The organism is Deltaproteobacteria bacterium (assembly GCA_016709225.1).
Taxonomy (GTDB): Bacteria; Myxococcota_A; Polyangia; order Nannocystales; family Nannocystaceae; genus Xiheibacterium; species Xiheibacterium phototrophicum.
Genome location: JADJEE010000012.1, coordinates 677,719 through 697,619 on the forward strand (window position 1 = coordinate 677,719; position 19,901 = coordinate 697,619).

General features: G+C 71.4%; 16 protein-coding genes. 6 read left to right on the forward strand and 10 right to left on the reverse strand.

Annotated elements, in window-relative coordinates; translation table 11 throughout:
* Nucleotides 1-3: 3 nt before the first annotated feature.
* Nucleotides 4-882: a hypothetical protein gene (locus IPH07_27810; GenBank protein MBK6921235.1), complete on the reverse strand. Its 879-nt coding sequence runs from the start codon at nt 880-882 to the stop codon at nt 4-6.
* 188 nt (nt 883-1,070) lie between these two features.
* Between IPH07_27810 and IPH07_27815 the strand changes: the two genes are divergently transcribed.
* Both IPH07_27815 and IPH07_27820 read left to right on the forward strand, forming a co-directional pair.
* Nucleotides 1,071-1,970: an FHA domain-containing protein gene (locus IPH07_27815; GenBank protein ID MBK6921236.1), complete on the forward strand. Its 900-nt coding sequence runs from the start codon at nt 1,071-1,073 to the stop codon at nt 1,968-1,970.
* 26 nt (nt 1,971-1,996) lie between these two features.
* Complete coding sequence (locus IPH07_27820) at nt 1,997-2,722, forward strand: hypothetical protein (GenBank protein ID MBK6921237.1); 726 nt, start codon at nt 1,997-1,999, stop codon at nt 2,720-2,722.
* Here IPH07_27820 and IPH07_27825 read toward each other — a convergent pair.
* From IPH07_27825 to IPH07_27850, 6 genes are all read right to left on the reverse strand, one after another.
* Complete coding sequence (locus tag IPH07_27825) at nt 2,719-3,942, reverse strand: hypothetical protein (GenBank protein ID MBK6921238.1); 1,224 nt, start codon at nt 3,940-3,942, stop codon at nt 2,719-2,721. The two genes, IPH07_27820 and IPH07_27825, sit on opposite strands and share 4 nt — an antisense overlap.
* Nucleotides 3,939-5,435, reverse strand: a complete 1,497-nt coding sequence (locus IPH07_27830; protein MBK6921239.1) for a DUF1552 domain-containing protein — start codon at nt 5,433-5,435, stop codon at nt 3,939-3,941. Before IPH07_27830 ends, IPH07_27825 begins: the two co-directional genes overlap by 4 nt.
* Nucleotides 5,436-5,437: 2 nt before the next feature.
* Complete coding sequence (locus IPH07_27835) at nt 5,438-7,168, reverse strand: DUF1588 domain-containing protein (GenBank protein MBK6921240.1); 1,731 nt, start codon at nt 7,166-7,168, stop codon at nt 5,438-5,440.
* A 150-nt stretch (nt 7,169-7,318) separates the two neighbouring features.
* Entirely contained in the window at nt 7,319-9,787 is a 2,469-nt protein-coding gene (locus IPH07_27840; GenBank protein ID MBK6921241.1) for a hypothetical protein, read from the reverse strand.
* 36 nt (nt 9,788-9,823) lie between these two features.
* Nucleotides 9,824-10,042: a hypothetical protein gene (locus IPH07_27845; protein ID MBK6921242.1), complete on the reverse strand. Its 219-nt coding sequence runs from the start codon at nt 10,040-10,042 to the stop codon at nt 9,824-9,826.
* 171 nt (nt 10,043-10,213) lie between these two features.
* The gene (locus tag IPH07_27850; protein MBK6921243.1) at nt 10,214-11,167 is read right to left on the reverse strand and encodes a CAP domain-containing protein; all 954 of its coding nucleotides are present in this window, start codon (nt 11,165-11,167) and stop codon (nt 10,214-10,216) included.
* 101 nt (nt 11,168-11,268) lie between these two features.
* Between IPH07_27850 and IPH07_27855 the strand changes: the two genes are divergently transcribed.
* Nucleotides 11,269-12,219 carry a hypothetical protein gene (locus tag IPH07_27855; protein ID MBK6921244.1) on the forward strand — a complete coding sequence of 317 codons (951 nt, stop codon included), beginning with the start codon at nt 11,269-11,271 and terminating at the stop codon, nt 12,217-12,219.
* A 65-nt stretch (nt 12,220-12,284) separates the two neighbouring features.
* On the opposite strand, the gene IPH07_27860 is transcribed toward IPH07_27855, so the two are convergent.
* Together IPH07_27860 and IPH07_27865 are read right to left on the reverse strand one after the other, a co-directional pair.
* The gene (locus IPH07_27860) at nt 12,285-13,784 is read right to left on the reverse strand and encodes a tetratricopeptide repeat protein (protein MBK6921245.1); all 1,500 of its coding nucleotides are present in this window, start codon (nt 13,782-13,784) and stop codon (nt 12,285-12,287) included.
* A 250-nt stretch (nt 13,785-14,034) separates the two neighbouring features.
* On the reverse strand, nt 14,035-15,129 hold the full coding sequence (locus tag IPH07_27865) for a flippase-like domain-containing protein (protein MBK6921246.1): 1,095 nt from the start codon (nt 15,127-15,129) through the stop codon (nt 14,035-14,037).
* 238 nt (nt 15,130-15,367) lie between these two features.
* Between IPH07_27865 and IPH07_27870 the strand changes: the two genes are divergently transcribed.
* Nucleotides 15,368-16,057, forward strand: a complete 690-nt coding sequence (locus IPH07_27870; GenBank protein ID MBK6921247.1) for an alpha/beta fold hydrolase — start codon at nt 15,368-15,370, stop codon at nt 16,055-16,057.
* Here IPH07_27870 and IPH07_27875 read toward each other — a convergent pair.
* Nucleotides 16,014-17,027 carry a mechanosensitive ion channel gene (locus IPH07_27875; GenBank protein MBK6921248.1) on the reverse strand — a complete coding sequence of 338 codons (1,014 nt, stop codon included), beginning with the start codon at nt 17,025-17,027 and terminating at the stop codon, nt 16,014-16,016. The genes IPH07_27870 and IPH07_27875 overlap by 44 nt on opposite strands.
* Before the next feature lie 202 nt (nt 17,028-17,229).
* Between IPH07_27875 and IPH07_27880 the strand changes: the two genes are divergently transcribed.
* On the forward strand, nt 17,230-18,003 hold the full coding sequence (locus IPH07_27880) for a hypothetical protein (GenBank protein ID MBK6921249.1): 774 nt from the start codon (nt 17,230-17,232) through the stop codon (nt 18,001-18,003).
* Nucleotides 18,004-18,014: 11 nt separating this feature from the next.
* Nucleotides 18,015-19,640: a hypothetical protein gene (locus tag IPH07_27885; protein ID MBK6921250.1), complete on the forward strand. Its 1,626-nt coding sequence runs from the start codon at nt 18,015-18,017 to the stop codon at nt 19,638-19,640.
* The last annotated feature ends 261 nt before the right edge of the window (nt 19,641-19,901 follow it).

Sequence of the window (19,901 nt, forward strand, 5' to 3'; positions counted from 1 at the left end):
GCGTCATCCCACCAGCGGTAACACGGCGAACGCCGTCACGATGGCGATCACCACGGCGAGCGCGAGCAGGCGCATCCGTGGTGAGTCGTCGGCCGTGGCGCCGACCAACGCGACGTGGCTGTGGTGCGCCGCGCCGGCATCGTTGGCGGCCGGCTCGAAGCTGAGCAACGCGTCGCTCACCGCCGCGGGGCCGTCGTCGAGCGTGTCGCGCAAGATGCGTTCGACCACCGTGGTGCCGGCGCTGGTCGGCGAGCCTGGTGGGCGCACGTGCGCCGGGATCGGACCGACATCGTCACGCAACCACCGCTGCGCGCCGCGCTCGTCGTCGCCGCGGATGCGCTCGCGGGTCAGCACCAGCGGCACCACGGTACCGGTGGGCTCGGCGGTCGCGTCGCGATCCGTCGAGGTCTCGCCGGCGCAGAGGCTCTCGCCACCGCTGTCGCGCATGCCGGCGATCCCGATCGAGGTGCTGGGCTCGACCTGCGCCCGCGTCAGCGCGGCAGCGGCCGCGCGGACGGTGCCCAGCCACCGCGTGCCGCGGCGCGGCTCCAGCTCCACGACCAGCAGGCGATGACCGGCGGCACGACGCCCGGTGAAGCACTCGACCGCGGGGCGGGCCTTGGCGGCACCGAAGTTGACGGTGCGACACAGGACGAACAGCGTTGGACTCTCCGCCATCGCGACGGCCTCGCGCAGCGGCTCGACGTCGTGATCGACGCCCACCACCAGCTCGACCCGCGGGCGTTCCAGCACCGCCTGGGCCTCGTGCAGCGTCGACGCGTCCGCGCTCGCACCGATGAGAACGATCGGCGTGAACTCACCGCGATCGACGACGCGCAGCCGCACGCGCGACGTGACCTGCGATGGCTCGGCGATCGGCATCAGTCCTGTCTGCGTGCATCGGCCGGGTGGCACTGCAGCTTGAACGGCGGCAGCCGGGGCGAATGTCGCCGGTGGCGAAGGCCGTCCGGCGGGTGCGTCCGGGCGGGGGCCACACGCACGGGCACGCGCGGGCGCGGCGCGGCGATCGAGCGTCGCCAGCGCGGGCCTGTTACTCTCGCTGCCACGACGTGAACACCGCAGCGACCACGCATCCCATCCTGCGCATCCACTCGCCGATCATCGGCCGTGGCGAGCAGGTGTTCGTGCTGGGCGGAGACATCGTGACGATCGGCCGCGCCGACGACTGCGACATCGTCCTGCTCGAGCAGTCCGCATCGCGTCTGCACGCCCGCGTGCTGCACGAGAACGGCCGCTGGGTGCTCGTCGACGAGGACAGCCACGGCGGCGTGTTCCTGCGCGGGCAGAAGATCTCGCGGGCGGCGCTCGCCGACGGCGACGAGTTCCGCATCGGCGAGACCGAGTTTCGCTTGGTCGAGCGCCCCGCGTCGCAGCCCACCTTGGTCGGCGCGACCGTGTCACCGCGCGGCGCCAGCTCACCGGAGCAGAGCATGAACATCGGCTCGGCACCGACCATCGCCTCGGGGTCGTTCGCGCGACCGTTGCTCGAGCCCGACGAGGCCGCAGCCGCACCGGCCCCGCCGAGCGTGCCGCAGCCGCCGGTCGCCGCACCGCCCCCGGCCGCGCCGCCGGTGGCCGCGGCCGTGGTGGCGCCCGCCCAGGTCCGGTCGCCTGCGCGGCCGGCCCCCGCCTCCGCGCCCTCGTTCGTCGACTTCGGCGCCGTGGGCAACCCCGGTGGCGGCCCGGTCGGCGCCCAGGTGGGGTCTGCACCGTCGTTCGTCGACTTCGGGCCGGTCGGCCGCCCCGACCAGGGCTCAGGCCAGAGCGACGCGTTCAGCGGCCGGCTCGCAGATGATCCCTCGCGCATCGACGCGGTCGAGGATCACCGCGTAGGCTCGCGGTGGGGCACGTGGATCCTCGTCATGCTGCTGTTCGTGGGACTGTCGCTGCTGGTGCTCGCGCTGGCCTTCGACTACCAGCTGTCGGATCTGATGGGCGTGTTCGACTGACGTTCGCATCGCGGAGGGCTCGAAGGATGGGACACGACACTTGGATTCGTTCGTTGAGCGCGGTGGCCTGCGCGGCCGCACTGGCGGCGCCGTCCCACGCGATGGCACAGGACCCCGTGCAGGTGCAGCGGCCCCACACCGCCCCGCCCGCGGCGACGCCGAGCCCGGCACCGACCGACACGGCAACGCCGGCGCCTGAGCCGACGACGCCGACCGACGCTGCCGCAGCGCCGACCACCGACGAGGCGACGGCGAGTCCCGGCGACAGCCCGACGAGCGAGGCCACCACCGAGGCCACCACCGAGGCCAGCACCGAGACCTCGACGCAGGCCGACGCCGCCGAGGACGCCGCGATCGCGCCGTTTCGCAGCGCGTGGGAGCAGCAAGACGCGCCCGACGACGCCGACGTCGCGGCGAGCGAGCCGGTGACCTACGACCTCGATGACAGCGAGCGCAAGCTCGCGCGTGCGCAGACGATGATCGCTGCCGGCTCGGTCGCAGGCGTCGGCGCGCTGGTCATGCTCATCGCCGCCGGCGTCGAGCACAACAAGCCACCGTGCATGTTCGGCCTCGACGACTGCTCCAACGCGCCGCGCCCCGCGGTCGCGACCGGACTCGCGATCGGCGGTGCGTTGTTGCTGGGCGTCGGCGCGACCCTGATCGGCTTCGGTGCCGCGAAGCAACGACGCCTGCGCATGGGCATGCGTGGCGATCGCACCCAGGTCAGTGTCGCGATCTCGGGCCGGTTCTAGCGACGGTCGCCGGCGTCGGCCATCGCCAGCACACCGAGATCCACCAGCGCCTGGAGTAGCTCGCGCGCACCGTCCCAGTCGAGCGCGGGATCCCAGCTCAGCACCTCGTCGGCGCGCACGCGCGGGTGGGCCCCAAGTGCGACCAGGAAGCGCTGCGCCACCAACGGCAGCTCGATCTCGCCGCCGGCGAACGACACGTGGCAGGCCTGGTCGCCCACGACGAGCACGAACCCGCGAGGGTCGGCGTGCACGAGCACACTGCTACGCCGCACCTCCCCGCGCGCAGCCAGCTGCGCCGCCTGCAGTCGTGCGAACGCAGTCATCGCCCACGCGCGCTGCAGGAGCACACCGTCGACCTCGTGGACCACGGCGCGAAGCTCCGACACGGCGTGATCGAGCGCGCGACGAATGGACGCTGCCACCAGGCCCGCGCCCGCGGGCCCCCGCACCAGGTCGCGTCGCCATGCAGGGCGGCGCACGAGCTCCTGTTCGAGCAGCGCCATGACCACGCGCAACAGCGGCGCACGCCCGGGGCTCATGCTGATCGCCAGACTCTCGCCGCGGGCTGCGGTCGCGTGCCATGCCCCCGGTGGCACGTACAGACCATCGCCCGGCGCCAGCTCCACCACGCGCAGGTCGGCAGGGTTCGGGGCCTGCAGCGGCACACCGTCATCGCCCACGATAGGGTCGCCCTCGTGGGGCCACACGTGCACCGGCTGGCCTGCGAGCAGCTTGCCGCCACACAGCGGCGCGGTGACGACCGCGTCGCTCACGGTCCAGCGCTTGTGCCCGCGTAGCTGCAGCACGAAGACATGGTGCGCATCCATGTGCATCGCGAAGCCGGCCTGTTCGTGCGAGGCGTAGAGCTTGGCGAACGGCGGCTCACTGGCGGAGGGCACCCAGGTGGCCAGCTCGTCCAGCAGCGGTGCGAGTCCGGGGTCCCGCGACACGTCGGCGCAGATGGTGTGCTGGGTGCTCAGTCGCTCGTCGATCGCATCGGGCGCGCAGGCGTGCTGGTGTTGCACTCCCAGCGCGTCGACCGATGCGGCGTCGACCGGCCCGAGGTCGACGCGCGCGTGCCAGCGGGCGGCCCGCTCGTTGGTCCACTGCGGCGGGACCGCGCCGACCACGTGCCGGCACCTGACACCGAACACCTCGTCGAAGAACTGCGCCGGCGAGGGCGCGGCGAAGATCGTCGCGAGCGTCGGCGTCGCGCTCATACGATGAGACCGGGGATTGCCCCGCTGATCTCACCGAGGGTGTCGGTCTGCAGGCCGGCCGCCTGCATTGCGGTCAGCACCGCGTTGGCGGGATGCATGCCGGGCGCCGAGATGTGCACGCCTGGCATCAACCCACCGGTGCGGCCACCCACCAGCGCAACCATGTTCTCGGTCGAGTGGGCGTGGCCATCGGCGTCGGACTCGGGGTCGTAGCCGTAGCCGCCCTCGAAGAGCATGACGACGGCGGTGTGATCGAGCAGCGACGAGCCGTCGAGCTCCTGGGTATCTCGCAGCAGCGAGATCAGGCGGGCGAAGTGCTTGATGTGCCACCCGACTGCGTCGGCGTGATCGTCGGCCGTGACCGCGCCGTGACTCAGCTCGTGCATGTCGCTGGCGGCTCCCGACAGCGGCAGCATGTTGAGGAAGGTCTGGTCCATCGTCATGCGCAGCGAGACCACGCGCGAGAGGTCGCACGCGAATGCCATGCGGATCATGTCGACCATTGCGGTCGCACGCTCGTCCTCGCCGCTGTAGCCGGCAGTCTGGTCGTAGTCGAGGTTGCCCTCGGCGGTGGTGCCGTGGGGGTCGCCAATCGCTGGGTCCTCGCCAGGGTCGGTCGGCAGCTCGCACGCACCGGTGGTCGGCGGCGGCATCGCATCGAGGCGGGCCTCGAACGCCGCGAGCTCGTCGAAGTGCTGCTGCATGCGCATGCGATCGTAGCCCGACATGCGTGGCAAGAGGGCCTGCGTACGCACGCGCAGCGTATCCAGCACGCTGCGCCGTCGCGAGAGCAGGCGCTGCGCAGCGAGGGCGTCCGCGGGATCGGGCGGCACGAAGCCGCTGAAGAGCGACTGATACGCCAGTCGCGGACTCGCGATGGGATCGACGCCGACGATGTTCCCGCCACCGTCGGCGTACCACGAGACCCTCGCCGAGTCTCCGACGCCACCGTTGGCGCCGACGTAGTTGACGGCCTGCACGCGGTAGCTGAGCAGGCGATGCACGGTGTCACCGGCGATCGCATCGGCGACCAGCTGATCCGCCGATGGACCATTGGCGGGGTTGTAGCGGAACGACTCGCCGCGCATGCCCGAGACCGAAGGGCCCACGGAGTTGTAGTGGAACTCGCGCGAGCGCCCGCCCGGCGGCGGGGTGGCACCGGCCGAGTCCGCCCACGGGATCGTCAGCCCGCTGATCACCGAGACCTCGTCCCGCACATCGAAGCCGCTGCCCCCGTACGGCAGCGCGTCGGTACCCAGCGGCATCAACGAACGCGGCAGGTCGTAGCCGGCCCCGGTCGCGTTGGGCACGATGAGCTGCCCCTCCCCGTCGCGGCCGGTCGAGAGCCCGCAGTACATCAGCACGAAGCGCTTGATGGCGCCGGCCCCACCCGCGCGAGCGCGGCGCGGCGCCGTGAGTTCGAGTGCGGGCATCGCCAGCACGGCCATGCCGGCGGCCTCGAGCAGTGCGCGTCGATTGAGCACGATGGCCATGACTACTCCTGCTCCCTTCGATAGCCGAACGCGTCGCTCGCCACGTACTCGAGCACGAGATCGCGAAACTCGAAGTCGCCGGCGCCGACGCGCTCGATGACGTGATCGATGAAGGCTTCGTCGATCTCGTCGAGTTCGTAGCGACCAACGCCGTAGCGATAGAGCTGCTGGGCAACGCAGCGGTTGAGCAGCCCCGCCGAAAGCGCGAGCTCACCGAGCTCGGCCGGGCCATGAAACGCGCCGATCCCCACCAGCTCGCCCTGGCCTTCGATCTGGCACTGCGACTCGTCGTCGGGCGTGTCGGGATTGTCGAGCTCGTACTCGCGATAGCGACCGACGTTGTCGTAGTTCTCGAGCCCGAATCCCACCGGGTCCATCTGCTCGTGACAGCCCGCGCAGCCACCCGCGCTGTGGGCGGCGTACCGCTCTTGCTTGCACACCGCACCTTCGGGCGCGACGTCGACGTTGACCGTCGGAGGCGGCGGAGGGATGTCCTGACAGAAGAGCCGCGTGCGGATCAGCTTGCCGCGCTGAACCGGCGAGGTGTCGTTGAACTTCGCGCCGACCGACAAGAACGTGCCGTGCGAGAGCAACCCCGCGCGCCCGCTGTCACCGTAGGGCACCCACGTCGGCGTGTCGGAGCCCGGCAACGGCAGGCCGTAGTGCGCGGCCAGGGTGTCGTCGACGTAGGTCTCGTCGAACGAGAACAGGTTCTGCCACGCGATCCGATCGTCGAAGATGATGCGCTGCAGCAGCGCCTTGGATTCGTCGACCATCGCCAGCGCGAGCTCGCCCGAGACCGACAGCTGCGCGTAACCCAGCCACAGCGCGTGGAAGCGAGCCACGCGATCGAGCGCACGGGGGTCGTCGAGCAGCTCCTGTGCCGCGGCGCGAACGTCGGCGGGCGTCGAGAGACCGCCCGCAGCGGCGCGATCGAGCAGTGCCTCGGTCGGGCCGGCACCGACCACGAAGTACGATAGTCGCGTGCCGACTTCGAAGTCGTCGAGCTTGTAGACCCCGGGCTCGCCCTCGACGGGCTGGCCGAGCTCGACGCGGTACAAGAACTCGGGGTCCTGCAGGATGAGGCGCACGAACGAGTCGACGCCGACGTAGAAGTCGCCCTCGGCCACGGCGTAGTCGAGCACGCCGTCGTCGCCGTTCTCACCGTGGAGGAACAGCGCGAGTTCCTCGTCGCGCAGCGGGCGACGCAGGGCGCGACGGCCGAACTGCGTGATGAACGAAGCCATGCAGCCCTCGTCGCCGGGCCCGCTCGGTGTGCAGCCGACCACGAGATCGCGGCGCGCGGGATCCTCGGCCAGACGGTCGGCAGCGTCGGCCGCCAGCAAGTCGGCGCCCTCGACCAGCGCCTTCGACGGGATCTGGTTGGTGTAGTCGTTGTCGAACGGGGTCGGCTTGTCGTAGGGCAGCAACAGCGCCGAGGCGGCCTCGTCGCCCTGCAGCAGGTCGCGCACGGTGTTGTCGTACTCGTTGGCGGTCAGGCGGCGCAGGCCTGTGCGCCCGACCTGCCCCGCGTCCTCCGGCGGTGGCACGCCATCGTCGCTGCTGCCGTCGCTGCCGGCCCCGCTCGCGCTCGCAGATCCTGCACTCGCACCTGCGCTCGTCTCACCGGCGTCGCCATCGGCCTGCCCACCGAGGCCGGTGTAGCAGGCCAGCGACTGCAGCCCGCACCCGAGAAGCGCCCCGCGAACCCAGCCAGTGTGCGTCGAAGCCACGACACCAGCGTACGCGAGGACCTGGCGCTTGCGCGGTCATCAGCCGTGCCTTCTTCGTGGCCTGGCCCCCGGACCCGATCACCCAAGAGCGCAGGGATCGGCCGCGACCGGCTGCGCATCCCTGCGCGATCACGACCGTCGCGGCCGCCCTCACCTGCGGCCGTGGGCGCGCTCCCAGCCGGCCTTGCGCCGCTTGATCCACGGCTTGTAGGCGCCCTCGGGCAGCGGCGGCAGCCCCTGCGCAGCTCGGATGTCGTCGGGCAGCTGGCCGATCACCGCGCTCGCGCAGCGCTCGGTGTGGACCACCTCCTCCTTGCCGGTGCGCGCCAGCAACTCCTCAGCCACGTAGTAGCCGTTGCGCGCGACCTGTTCCGGGGTCGGGATGCGGTACGAGACCTTCACCAGCTTCACCTCGAGCGCCGGCTCACCCCCATGGGTGCGCTCCCACTCGCGGCACTGCCAGCGCGCGTACCACTTGCGGTACCAGTCGCCACCACCGGACTCACCACCGATGATGCGTCGGTTCATCTTGCGCAGGCGGTCGTTCCAGATCCACGGGATCGGCTTGCGCTCCTCGGCATACACGTCCGAGCGCATGTCCCACGACTCGCCCGCGGCGTCGGTCACCAGCACCTTCATGAACACGTTGCTGCGCGGCGGATTGGGCGCGAACATGCCCCAGCCCTGATCGGTGGTGGTTCGCGTGAGCCAGACCGTGAAGACCGCGCGCGCGGGTCCGCGGAAGGCCTGCAGCGAGTCCTTGTCCGGCATCAGCCACGTCGCGACCGCGGTGAGGTGCCAGGCCAGACCGAGGCCCAGCACGAAGCGACCGAAGGCGCCGTAGGCCCACGGTCGAGCCGGTGCGAGCTCGCTCGCACCCGCGTCATGGCGACGGGCGCGGGTCCACGCGACACCCGCGAGGAACACCGCGGTGGCAATCCAGATGAACCGGAAGTCCCACGACGGCGCCGCGACCACGCGCACCACGACGCCGCCGACCACTCCGCCCACGGCGACCAGCAGGCTCCACAGCGGCAGGCGGGCCGGGTTCTTCGCCAGCTCGGGCAGCTGCGGATCCTCGCTCGGCAGCGGCGGCTCGCCGCGCGCGACCGAGGCCGGGATGAACGGCACGCGCCACTGCGCGAGGCGGTGCCCGATGTCCCGCAGCAGCGCTGCGATCTCGCGACCCTCGATGAACGCGAAGGTGGCGGAGAGCATGCCGGTCTGGAATTGCCCGACGCTCATCAGCGTGAAGATGTGGGCGTGGAACGCGATGTGCCACACCAGCCACACGCGACGACCGAACACCCAGCGCCCCATCCACATGCGATCGATGACGACCGGCCGCGCCAGCGTGCGGCCGAACACGCGCTGCACGACGATCGGGCGCTGCTCGAGCTTGCGCCACAGCAGCCACAGCGAGCCCCAGACGCCGACCCACAGCCCCACGAAGGTGCCCGCGCCGATGCCGGGGGTGTAGTGCACCGGCCACGCGGTGTAGACCACCGCGGCGGAGCTCGCGATGAGCGTGGCGAAGGCCGCACGCGCCAACCACCGGCGACCGCCGCTCGGCATCGGCACGCGCTCGCGCAGTGCGAAGCGCACGACCAGACCGACGATCACCAGCGGGAACGCGCTCTGGCCGATCTTCACCGCCCACGTCATCGCGCGCAGCACGGTGGTGCCGGCATAGGAGGCCAGCAGCTGCGGCGGCAGGCGATAGAAGTGGTCCAGGTTCATCGCGTAGTACAGCGAGTCACCCGCCATCCACACCCCACCGGTCTTGAGCATGCCGGTGGTGATGTAGATGGTCGCCAGCTGCAGCATGATGAGCTTGCGCGGCCACGACGGGACCAGCCGATAGACCGCCTGCAGGCCCTGCGGGTGCTGGGCGCTGGGCGCCGCACCGGCGCCACCACCTTGGCCATCGCGCTCGGACAACAGGCCCTGGCGCCGCAGCTTGCGGCAGCGCAGCCAGTTGTCGACGCTGTACGCGTGCCCGCTGCGGGCGAACACCAGGTAGGTCAGGAAGCAGCGATAGACCAGCTCGGTGCCCTCCCACGCCAGCTGGTTGCGCAGCAGGATCGAGTTCATCAGGAACCAGGTCGCGACCGCGGCGGTCCGCGTGCGGAAGCCGATGATCAGCGCCACGCCGGCGATCTCGAACGCGGCCACATGGGCCCAGAAGAACGCCGGCGAGTCCCAGAAGAACAGCAGCGAGTACTTGGGCCCGCGCAGGAACTGCCACAGCGCCGCGGCGTCGAAGAAGCCCCACGGCTCGCCGTCGACGCCGTCACCGAAGCCCGCGAACTGCTCCCGGGCGAACATCTCGCGCGCGACCGCAGTCGGGAAGATGCCATCGCCGGTGTAGAGGAACTCGAAGTACTCCCACATCCCGTTGATGTTCGAGAGCACGAAGAAGCCGAACACGATGCGGAACACCGCGATGCCGCGCGGGTCCTCCTTGGTGAGCCACCAGCGGCGCCACAGCTCGCCGTAGGAGACGAACACCAGCACCGCCGCGACCGCAGCCGCGAACAGCCACCACCCGAGGGTCGGGCTGAGTGCGATGGCATCTTGATTGGGGACGCGATCGGAGAGACCAAGCAAAGGCAACATGGGGACCTCGTGGGGGCGCAGACCTGGCGCGGTTCGCTAAGCGATGTGACCGACGGGTTCGCCGCCGACGACGGCGTCGCGGCCACGCGTGGGCTCGATGCGGGCCGCGGTCCGCGGCCGCGCGCCGTCACCCGGGAGCTCGGCCCGCTCGCGGCGGAGGATCCAGCGGTAGAGCACCACGATGAACACCGCACCGCCGATCCACAGCCCGCCCAGGGTCCCGAAGATCGCGAAGTCGATTGCACGAGCTGCCAACAACACCATCGTAGAAGTCCTCCCCTCCTTGGTACCCGCGGGGCAGGCGTTTCGGCAGCGATGGGTTTGCGGGCGGGCCCCGGCCACGCCGAGGCGGCGGCGCACAGGATTCGCGCCCGCGTCGTGCCCGACGTCACGTGGTCGGGCTCACGCCTCGCGACATGCGTCGCTTCAGCCGCCGCAATCGACGATCTGCACCTGATACTCGAAGTCCTCGCCGATGCCGGTCACGCGCACGTCGTAGGTGCCGACGCTCGTCTGCCACCCCATCGGGAGCATCGAGATCGCGAAGGTGCTCCCGTAGCCGCCCAGCAACGGATGCAGCTCGATCGGCAGCACGGTGCCGTCGCGCGTGATCTCGATCTGCGCGCTGGCGAAGTCGAGCGTGTCGCTCTGCAGCGACCACCCGGTCTGGTCGAGATTGGAGAAGCCGATCGTGGTCGCGGCCAGCGGGAACGCGCCCGGCGGTGGATAGGCCACCCACCGCGCGCCCGCCGAGCCGGTGCCGCCCAGGGTCCACAGGCACGAGTAGGCGTTGGTCGAGCCGATGCCAGTGGGGCCGATGCTGTTCGAGAGGATCCAGCGGCGATGTCCGATGGTGTCGGGGTTGCCGGGGTCGACCATATAGAGATCGACGGCGCCGACGCCCCCGATGGTCGCGATGTTGCTGCTGCCGGCGGCCTCGGCACCGACATCGCTGAAGCAGGCCCAGCTCGCATCGGGCGTGTGCGACAGCGTCATGTTCGCGTCCATCATCAGCGCGCACGCCTGGGTCTTCTGGTTGAGGGTTTCGTCGAGCGTGATGGGCGGGAGATCGGCGAGCCAGCGGTAGAGGTTCACCAGGCCGAGCGCACGCTCGCGGGCGTCGGCCGCGACGTCGCCGGGCTCGCAGCTCGCGACGTCGCCGGACCACGCGCCCTCGGACATGTCGGCGCGATCCGCCAGCCATCGCTCGCACATCGCGGCGGCCTCGTCGGGATCGCCGGCGCTGCTCGAGCCATCGGCCGAGCCCACCGCCGTCGACCCCGCGCTGCCGTCGCTGCCGCTCGAGCTGCCCCCGCTGCCGCCGTCGCTGCCACAGGCCAACGCGAGCACGCACACCCCACCGAATCCAATGCGACGCATCGTCACCCAAGGTAGCGCACCGCCCCCGGCTTGGCGACCAACGCTCCAAGCGGCGCGGTCCCCTCGACGCCGACGCAGGATCGAGCGTAGCGTGGGCGGCGTTGTCGACCTCCGAGCTCGCGCTGCGCCAGGGCGCCACCGCGCTCACCCTCGACCTCGAGCGGTTGCTCGCCGCGTTCGACGGCGGCAGCGAGGCCGTCCGCGAGCGCGTGGCCGCGGTGAGTCGACGCATCGACGAGCTGCTCGCAGTCGACCACACGCAGTGGCCAAACCTCGCCGGTGCGATCGATCGCGTGGCCGCGTTGCTGGGGACCACGGCGCCCGGCGAGGCGCCGCACTCGGAGTCGTGGACGTCGCTGCGTCGCCAGCTCGGTGAGGCCTATGACGCGCTCGTGGCGACGCTCGCCGCCGAGGTCGCGCCGCCGCAGCCGCGGCCGACCAACTACGCACGGGTGGCGTTCCACGTCGGCTCCGCGGGGCTCGGTCTGCTGGCGACGCTGGTCGTGTTCACGCCCTCGCAGCTGCCGTACGCCGCGTCGACACTGGCCGGCACCGCGTGGTTCCTCGAGCTGCTGCGTCGTCGCAGTCCGGCGGCCAACGCCCGGCTGATGCGGTTCTTCGCCCCGATCGCGCGGCCGCACGAGGCCGATCACGTCAACTCCGGCACCTGGTACATGACGGCGCTGGTGCTGCTGACGCTGACCTACTCACCGCTGCTGTGCGTGGTCGCGGTCGCGGTGCTCGGCTTCGGCGATCCGGCCGCGGCGATCATCGGCCGCCGCTTCGGTCGCGTGCGACTCCGGCATGGCCGCTCGCTCGAGGGCACGCTCGCGTTCGTCGTCGCGGGCACCTGTGCGGCCGCGTCGTTCGTCGGCTTCCTGCCGGCACCACCCGCAGCCGCGGTCGCGTGGCCCGTGGCACTCGCGGCTGCGATCGCCGGCGCGGCCGCCGAGCTCTACAGCCGCCGCATCGACGACAACTTCGCGATCCCGATCGCAGCGATGGGCGGCGCTTGGGCGATGCTGTGGGCCCTGGGCGCGTCGGCGTGGTGAGCGGGCCCGCGACCGGGGACGGTGGGTCGCGTCGGAGCAACGTCGAGCGTTGCTCCGCAACCCTGCTACCCATTGGTGTCGATGTACACGCGGCCCTTGCTGAACGCGTAGGTGACCTTCCACGTGGCGATGAGCGCCGCGTTGAGGTAGCCGCCGAGCTCGAAGCCGGTGCCCGAGAGCACGCCACCGAGACCCGGATCGGGCGGGGTCTTGAGCAACACGTGGGCGCCGACGCCGGGGATGCTCTGGCCGCCGATCGAGACCTTGTCGAGGTAGAGGATCTTGAGCCCGTTCTCGGCGTCCTCGGGGTTCTCGAGCGTGCGCGGCAGGTAGCCGCTCTTCAGGAACTGCTTGCGCGCCAGCGACAGCCCGCTGGGGAACAGCCCGCCGAAGTAGACGTAGAACGTGAAGTCCGAGCCGTTCAGCGACACCGGCACCGCGGGCCAATTGAACGCGTGCACCGTGAGCAGCACGAACGGCAGCTCGGCCGAGCCCTCGGGCGCCGCCGCGGGTGCCTCCTTGCTGACCGTCAGCGTGTGCTTGGGGTAGTCGAACGAGAGGCTGCCGAAGGCCTGCATCGCCTGGCGACCGAGCATGACCGAGGGCTTCTCGCCGATCATCGAGAAGCCCTCGAGCGAGCGGACGATCGCCGGCACGTTCTCGAGCTTCAGATCGCCGAACTTGATCTCGGGGATCAAGACGATGGTCTCTTCCTTGTCGGAGTCGATCGGCTTGAGCTTGCCGACCGCGGCGAGCTTGAGCGCGGCGGCGAGATCGGCATCGATCAGCGCCTCCTCGCGGCCCTCGTTGAAGATGATCTGGCCGAACTCGCCGCCGATGGTCGCGCCGGAGAATTTGAAGCCCGAGCCGGCGTTGAGGTTGGCGTCGGAGCTGCCGGTGGTGCCGGCGATCGCGAAGAACGGACCCTTGCCGGCGAGCGGACGCGTGAACGCGGCAGCCGCCTGCACGAGCGCCAGCTGCGGATCGTCGGCCGGCAACAGCTTGAAGATCTCATCCAGCTCGCCGGCGGCCTTGTCGAAGTCGCCCATGGCATAGAAGCTCCAGAACTTCGTCAGCCGCGGCGCGACCTGGGACTTGTCGTCGGCGATGAGCGTGTCCTGCAGGGTCGCGGCCTCGGCGAGCTGACCGCCGGCCTGGAGGTTGTTGGCGAGCCCGAGCACGGCGCCGAAGTTCTTCGGCGCCAGCTCGATGGCCTTGCGGAAGTGCTCGGTGCTGCCGACGTAGTCACCGGCGCGCCACCGCGCCGCGCCCAGCACCGCGTAGGCGTCGGCGTCCTCGGGGTCGCTCGCGAGCGCCTCCTCGGCGCGCTTGGTCGCCGAGACGTAGCGACCGGCGGCGAGGTCCTTGTTGGCGAGGTCGACCAGACTCGAGGCCTTGGCCGCGGACTTCGCCTCGCGCACCTTCTTCTCGATCTCGTCCTGCGAGAGCTGCGGGGTGTCGGTGCCCTTGCCCTTCTTCTTGTTGCAGGCGGGCAGCGCCAGGGTGCTTGCGGCGAGCAGCAGTGCGATCAGGCGGGGACGGGCGGGGACGACGGTCGCGAACATCTGCGTGGAGCTCCCTGGAGACCTGGACCACCGCCCTTGGCGGACGCTTCGAGCACGCGCACGGGGTCGTGGCGCGCGGTCGACGGGCCGCTGGCGGGGCGTGAACGATACCCGCGGGCGCCGGGCCCGGGCAACGCCTGCGTCAACCGTCCACGCAGCGCGAGCTTACGCCCGGCCAAGGGGGCCCCGCCGGACGAGGACGCGCACCCATCGTGCCCCAGCCGACGGTGGCCGCCGGCGGCCGCCCGCGTCAGCGCAGCACGCCGTCGGCGGGCGCGGCCGCGGCGGTCGCCCGCCGTACGCGCGCCAGCAGCCACGCACCCGGGATTGCCATCACCACCGCACCCAACAGCGGCAGTGCGAACATGGTCGCGACGAACGCGTGGGCGGGATCTCCGACCTGCGCGAGGTCCACGAACAGGCTCAGTGCCGCGGCGGCGCCGACCTGGAAGGTGCCGGTCTGCGCCGGCCCCCCGGGCAGCTGGATCGACAACCCGATGATCGCGACGGTCGCGGTCGCGGCGGCCGCCGACAGCGGCAAGCCGCTGGCCCGCGCCACCGCCCACAGCTGCAGCACCGTGACCGCCCAGTAGCCCACGGAGACCAGCACCAGCGCGAGCAGTCGGCGCGCGTGCAACAGCGCAGCGAAGGTCTCGGCCAGACGCTCGACCACGCGTCCGAGCACCGCGCCCAGCCGTGACGACAGCGGCGCGAACACCCGCGCCACGCCGCGCCCCCACGCCGCAGGCGCGCGCGCGGCCAGCACGGCGCACACCAGCGCGCCGAGGAAGATCGCGCCCATGCCCTGCCCGAAGCGCGACACCGTCGCGAGTTGATCCGCGCCGGCGAAGGCCTCGGTCTGCGCGTGGGCGGCCGCGAGTCCGCCGAACAGCATCGTGCAGATCAGCAGGCCGTCGATCACGCGCTCGAGCCCGACCGCGGCCACCGCCTCGGCCAGCCCCACGCCGGGCTGTCGTGCCTGCGCCAGCAGCAGCGGCCGCGAGGCCTCGCCGAGCTTGAGCGGCAACACCAGCAGCACCAGGAACGACACGAAGCCGCTGCCATACAGCGCACCGCGATCGAAGCGGGCCCGCGGCTCACCGCCGGCATGCGCGACCACGGGGTCGAGCGCGAACGCCAGCCGGCCCGCCCGCAGCGCCGCGTAGATCGGATGCAACCCGATCGCGAGCACCGCTGCACCGACGTCGACCACCTCGAAGGCGTCGGGCACGAGCCGCACACCGAACTGCGCACGCGCGACCCACAGCATGACCAGCGACGCCACCAGCGAGAGCGACCACAGCAGTGCGGCGCGGCGCCGCGATCGAGGCCGTCCGTCGCTCACGACCGCCTTGCACCACCGCCGTGTCCGCGCGACGCGGCTCCACGTGTGATCGCTGCGGAGCTGCCGATCGCGTCCGCTGCGGCACGAACCGTCGGCGATTGCGTCAGCGCCATCGCATGGTTTGCCGTCACTGCCAGCGTCGACGCCGAATCGATGGAGACGAGCGACACGAACGCCGGTTGCACGCGCCCACGGGTGTATCACGTCGCGATCGCGAGCGGGTACCATCGCCGACCGCATGTCCGAGCTATTGCCATGCGTCGAGGTCGAGCCTGCCGGAGTCGTGCGCGCGGACGCGAGCGTGATCTGGCTGCACGGGCTCGGCGCCGACGGTCACGACTTCGAGCCCGTGGTGCCGCTACTCGGCTGCACCGGCGTGCGCTTCGTGTTCCCCCACGCGCCGGCAATCCCGGTGACGATCAACGGCGGCATGGTGATGCCGGCATGGTACGACATCCGCTCGCTGGACTTCGACGACGACCGCCGCGAGGACCTCGCCCAGGTCGAGGCCTCGGCCCGCGAGATCGTCGGCCTCGTCGAGCGCGAGCGGGCGCGGCGGGTGCCGCCCTCGCGCATCGTGCTGGCCGGGTTCAGCCAGGGTGCTGCGATGGCGGTGCACGTCGCCGTGCGCTACCGCGACGCGCTCGCGGGCCTGCTGGTGCTCTCGGGCTACCTGGTCGCGCCCGCTCGCTTCGACGCCGAGGCGTCGGCGGCCAACCGCGGCATCCCGGTGCTGCAGTGCCACGGCCGCTTCGACGACGTGGTGCCGATCGCGGCGGGCCGCGACCTCTACGACACGCTGCACGAGAGCGCGGCGGAGCCGACCGACGTGCACTGGCGCGAGTACCCGATGGGCCACGAGGTGTGCCCCGAGCAGCTCGACCTCATCGGCGCGTGGCTGCGCGAGCGGCTGCCGCCGCTGCCGTAGTCGACGCGTCGGTCGCGGCCGGCTCGGCGGGCGCCACCACGGCGCCGGGCGAAGACCCGGCACGATCGAACTGGGCGATCGCCGATCCACCCAGCTCGAGCGTGTGCGTGGGGAACGGGATCGTGATGTGGCCGTCGTCGAGCGCGGCCTTGATGGCCATCACCGCGTGGGAACGCGCCCGCAGGAACGCACCCGGATCGGCGCCGTAGTCGACCCAGAATCGCACGTCGAGATCGATCGAGCTGGCGCCGAAGCCCTTGAAGAAGACCTCGACCGGACGCGAGCCGTCGCGATCGGCCACGCCCTCGACCGCGGTCCGCACCAGCCGCTCGGCCTCCGCGAGATCGTCGTTGTACGAGACCCCGACCTCGAGATCGACACGGCGCTGCTTGGCCGCGCTCACGTTGGTGAGCGGCTCGGAGAAGACCTTGCGGTTGGGGATCATCACGACCTCGCCGGTGAACCGGCGGATCATCGTCGCGCGCATGCCCAGCTCGGTGACGGTGCCGACGAAGCCGTTGGTCTCGATGACGTCGCCGACCGCGAACGGCTGCCGCACCGCCATGATGATGCCGGACATGAAATTGGCCGCGATGTCCTGGAACGCGAAGCCGAGCGCGAGCCCGATGACGCCGACGCCAGCGATCGCGGTCGCGACCGCCTTGCTGAGGTGCAGCGTGTTGAGGGCCAGCACCAGGCCCGCGCCCCACACCGCCAGCTTGGTCAACGACACGAACAGGCCGATGATCTGCGGCTGGAAGTGCGTGCGATCGAGTGCGCGCTGCATCACCTTGCCGACCCAGCGTGCCGCCAACCAGGTGAGCCCGACGATGACGAGGGCGAGCACGAGGTTGGGCACCATCGCCGCGCCTTCGTTCCACCACTGCAGCAGCTTGGCGAGGATCTGATCGACGGCGTCCAACGATGACTCGGGCATGACGGTCGGCACGGTGTGCAACGCATGCGCCATCGTTTCCCATCGTGTCTTCTCGGCGCGGTCCATCGATCGTGCGGGCGCAGGCGCACGACCGTGTCGGATGCGCCCAAGCGGCGCGGTGGCGCGCCCACGCAAGCCGCGCGTCGCCGTGCCGGCGGGCCTGGCATCGCAGCTGCACCGTGCTCGCATCACGATGAACCCGCGACGCAGCACATCTCCGATCACGATGGCGACCATGACCGCGGCCCTCGTCGCATCGAGCGCATGGCTCGTCGCCTGTCATCCACCGGCCCCGCCGACGCCGCCCCACCCCGTGTTCCCCGAGGCGGTGGCGCTGGACGACGATGCGCCGCGGCTGGCGCGAGCGCAGGCCGCGGGCGACGAGGGCACGCCGCCGACCACCGCCGATGCGGACATTTCGCTCGGCCTCGCGGCGCGCGAGCTCGCGACCCCGTCGTCGACGAGGCCGCTGGTGGATCCGCTCGCGCCGCCCACGATCGAGGCCCCGCCCGCGCGAGCGGCCAAGCCCGCGCGAGAGACCAAGCCGGACCAGCCCGTGAAGAAGGCCGACCCCTGGGACGCGCTCGTCGGTCGCTACCACTACAGTAGCGGTGGCGGCTCGGTCGGCCCCGCGATCGAGTCGGTGGTCGCAGAGATGAACGGCCTGGTGCGCAACATTGCGCGCAAGCGTCTGACCGCCGCCAACGAGGTGCCGAGCGCACTCGCGATCGCCCACGACGGCGACACCGTGCGCATCACCCTGGACGGACGCACCTACGAGGCCAAGCTTGGCGGCGCCGCGAAGTCGGTCACCGACCCCAATGGCGAGGCCTCGCAGATGCGCGTGCGGATGGTCGGCAAGTCGCTCCACCAGAGCTTCGACGCCAGCCAAGGCGACCGCACCAACATCTACACGCCCGGCAAGGCCGGCCGCGTGACCATGTCGGTGCGCATCACCTCGAAGCAGCTGCCCAAGGACGTGCGCTACTCCCTGGTGTTCGTGCGCTGATCGTCGAGGCGTTGGAACCCGCCGCCTGCCCGGGCAACTATGTGGCCGTGGGGCTGCGTGCGCTCGGGCGGTGGGTCGTGGGGACGGTGCTGGCATGGGGCTGCGAGGCCGGGCGCCCGCCGGTCGTGGCCGGCTCGCCGCCGGCGGCAGCGACACCCGCCGTAGCGCCCGGCGTGGCGCGCGATCACGTCGCGTACACGCTCGCGCCCGTGATCGAGAACGGTGACGTGGTCGCGCTCGCGGTCGAGCTGCGCTACCACCTGGACGCCAGCGGGCACTCGCTGCTGCAGCTGCCCGAGCGCTGGGCCAGCGAGGACGCGCTGTGGCGCTTCGTCGATGACCTGCGCATCGACGGCGCGCAGATCGTCGAGACGCCCTCGCCGGCGCAGCGCGAGCTGGAGGGTCCCGCCGACGCCCCGGTGGTGGTGCGCTACCGCGTGCGCTCGGCCTACGACGCGGAGCCCAGCGCCGCCGACGGTCAGCCGTTCGCACCGATCGTGCGCCCGCGGTGGTTCTACGCCTTCGGTCACGCGCTGTTCGCCGTGCCGGCCGAGCGCCTCGAGGCCGAAGGCGGCACGGTCTCGTTCGCGTGGTCGGGCGCGCCGGAGGGCTTCGGCTTCGCGTCGGATCTCGAGCAGCTCGATGCGCACGCCGGGCTGCCCGCGATGCTCGACGCGGTCGCGATGGGCGGGCACGAGCTGCGCGTGTTCGCAGGCGCGGGCGCAGACCCGTCGGTGCGCGTGGCGGTCCTCGGTGCATTCGACTTCGACCTGCGCGCGTTCGCGGCCCTCGCCCGCGAGGTGATCACCGCCGAGCGTGACTTCTGGGACGATCACGGCGCGCCGTTCTTGGTCATGTTGACGGCGATGCAGCCGGTCGAGGGCCGGCAGTCGCTGGGCGGCACCGGACTCGGCGACGGCTTCTCGTTGATCATGGGCAGCGACACGCCACTGCCACCGGTGCGCCACCTGCTCGCCCACGAGTACTTCCACACCTGGAACCCGACCCGGCTGGGCGGCACCGATCCCGCGGTCGACGAGATGGTGGGCAAATGGTTCGCCGAGGGCTTCACCGAGTACTACACGTGGCGACTGCTGCTGCGCGCCGGCATCTACACGCTCGAGGACTTCGTCGCGGAGTGGAACGCGGCGCTGGTCGAGTACGCGGCTTCGCCGGTGAAGCACGAGCCCAACGCGCGCGTGCTCACCGACTACTGGACCAACCCCGACGTCGGGCGTCTGCCCTACCGCCGCGGTCCGCTGCTGGCGGCGCTGTGGCAGCAGCGACTGCACGCGGCGACCGGCGGCCAGCGCAGCCTCGACGACGTGCTGCAGCGCATGCGCGACCGCGTGCGCGAGCCATCGCCGACCGCGGCCATGCCCGACGCCTCGGTGCTGTTCCCCGCGGTGTATCGCGAGCTCGGCGGCCCCGACCTCACCGACGAGCTGGCCCGCTACGTCGATCGTGGCGAGCCCATCGAGCTGCCCGCGGACGTGTTCGGCCCCTGCGTGCGCGTGCAGACCGACGAGGTGACCACCCGCAACGGCGCGCGGGTGCTCGCGCAGCAGCTGGTGCTCGAGGTCGGGCCCGAACCGGGGGCGCGCGCGAGCTGTGTTCGCACGCTCGCCGGCGGATGAGTCGCCGACGACCGCGCGCCGCTCGGTGTGGGCGACGCTGCGGAACATCAGGGCGTCAGCGCGACCAGGTACCCGTAGGACGCGTCGATCGTCACCGACATCCCAGCGACGACGATGCCGACGCCCTCGTCGGCCGCGATCGTCTGCACGAACGCCGAGCTCGAGTCGACCTCGGGCGTGTGGGTCCAGAGCACCTGGTCCTGCGCGGAGATGCGGCCGATCCACGGTGAGATCTGGCTGGACCCGCCGTCGACGTAGCCA

Bases quoted from the DNA above. Each gene is read 5' to 3' on its own strand.
- IPH07_27810 (MBK6921235.1), bottom strand. From the start codon at position 882: ATGCCGATCGCCGAGCCATCGCAGGTCACGTCGCGCGTGCGGCTGCGC.
- IPH07_27850 (MBK6921243.1), bottom strand. From the start codon at position 11,167: ATGCGTCGCATTGGATTCGGTGGGGTGTGCGTGCTCGCGTTGGCCTGT.
- IPH07_27830 (MBK6921239.1), bottom strand. From the start codon at position 5,435: ATGGCCATCGTGCTCAATCGACGCGCACTGCTCGAGGCCGCCGGCATG.
- IPH07_27880 (MBK6921249.1), top strand. From the start codon at position 17,230: ATGACCGCGGCCCTCGTCGCATCGAGCGCATGGCTCGTCGCCTGTCAT.
- IPH07_27870 (MBK6921247.1), top strand. From the start codon at position 15,368: ATGTCCGAGCTATTGCCATGCGTCGAGGTCGAGCCTGCCGGAGTCGTG.
- IPH07_27825 (MBK6921238.1), bottom strand. From the start codon at position 3,942: ATGAGCGCGACGCCGACGCTCGCGACGATCTTCGCCGCGCCCTCGCCG.
- IPH07_27875 (MBK6921248.1), bottom strand. From the start codon at position 17,027: ATGGCGCATGCGTTGCACACCGTGCCGACCGTCATGCCCGAGTCATCG.
- IPH07_27860 (MBK6921245.1), bottom strand. From the start codon at position 13,784: ATGTTCGCGACCGTCGTCCCCGCCCGTCCCCGCCTGATCGCACTGCTG.
- IPH07_27820 (MBK6921237.1), top strand. From the start codon at position 1,997: ATGGGACACGACACTTGGATTCGTTCGTTGAGCGCGGTGGCCTGCGCG.
- IPH07_27840 (MBK6921241.1), bottom strand. From the start codon at position 9,787: ATGTTGCCTTTGCTTGGTCTCTCCGATCGCGTCCCCAATCAAGATGCC.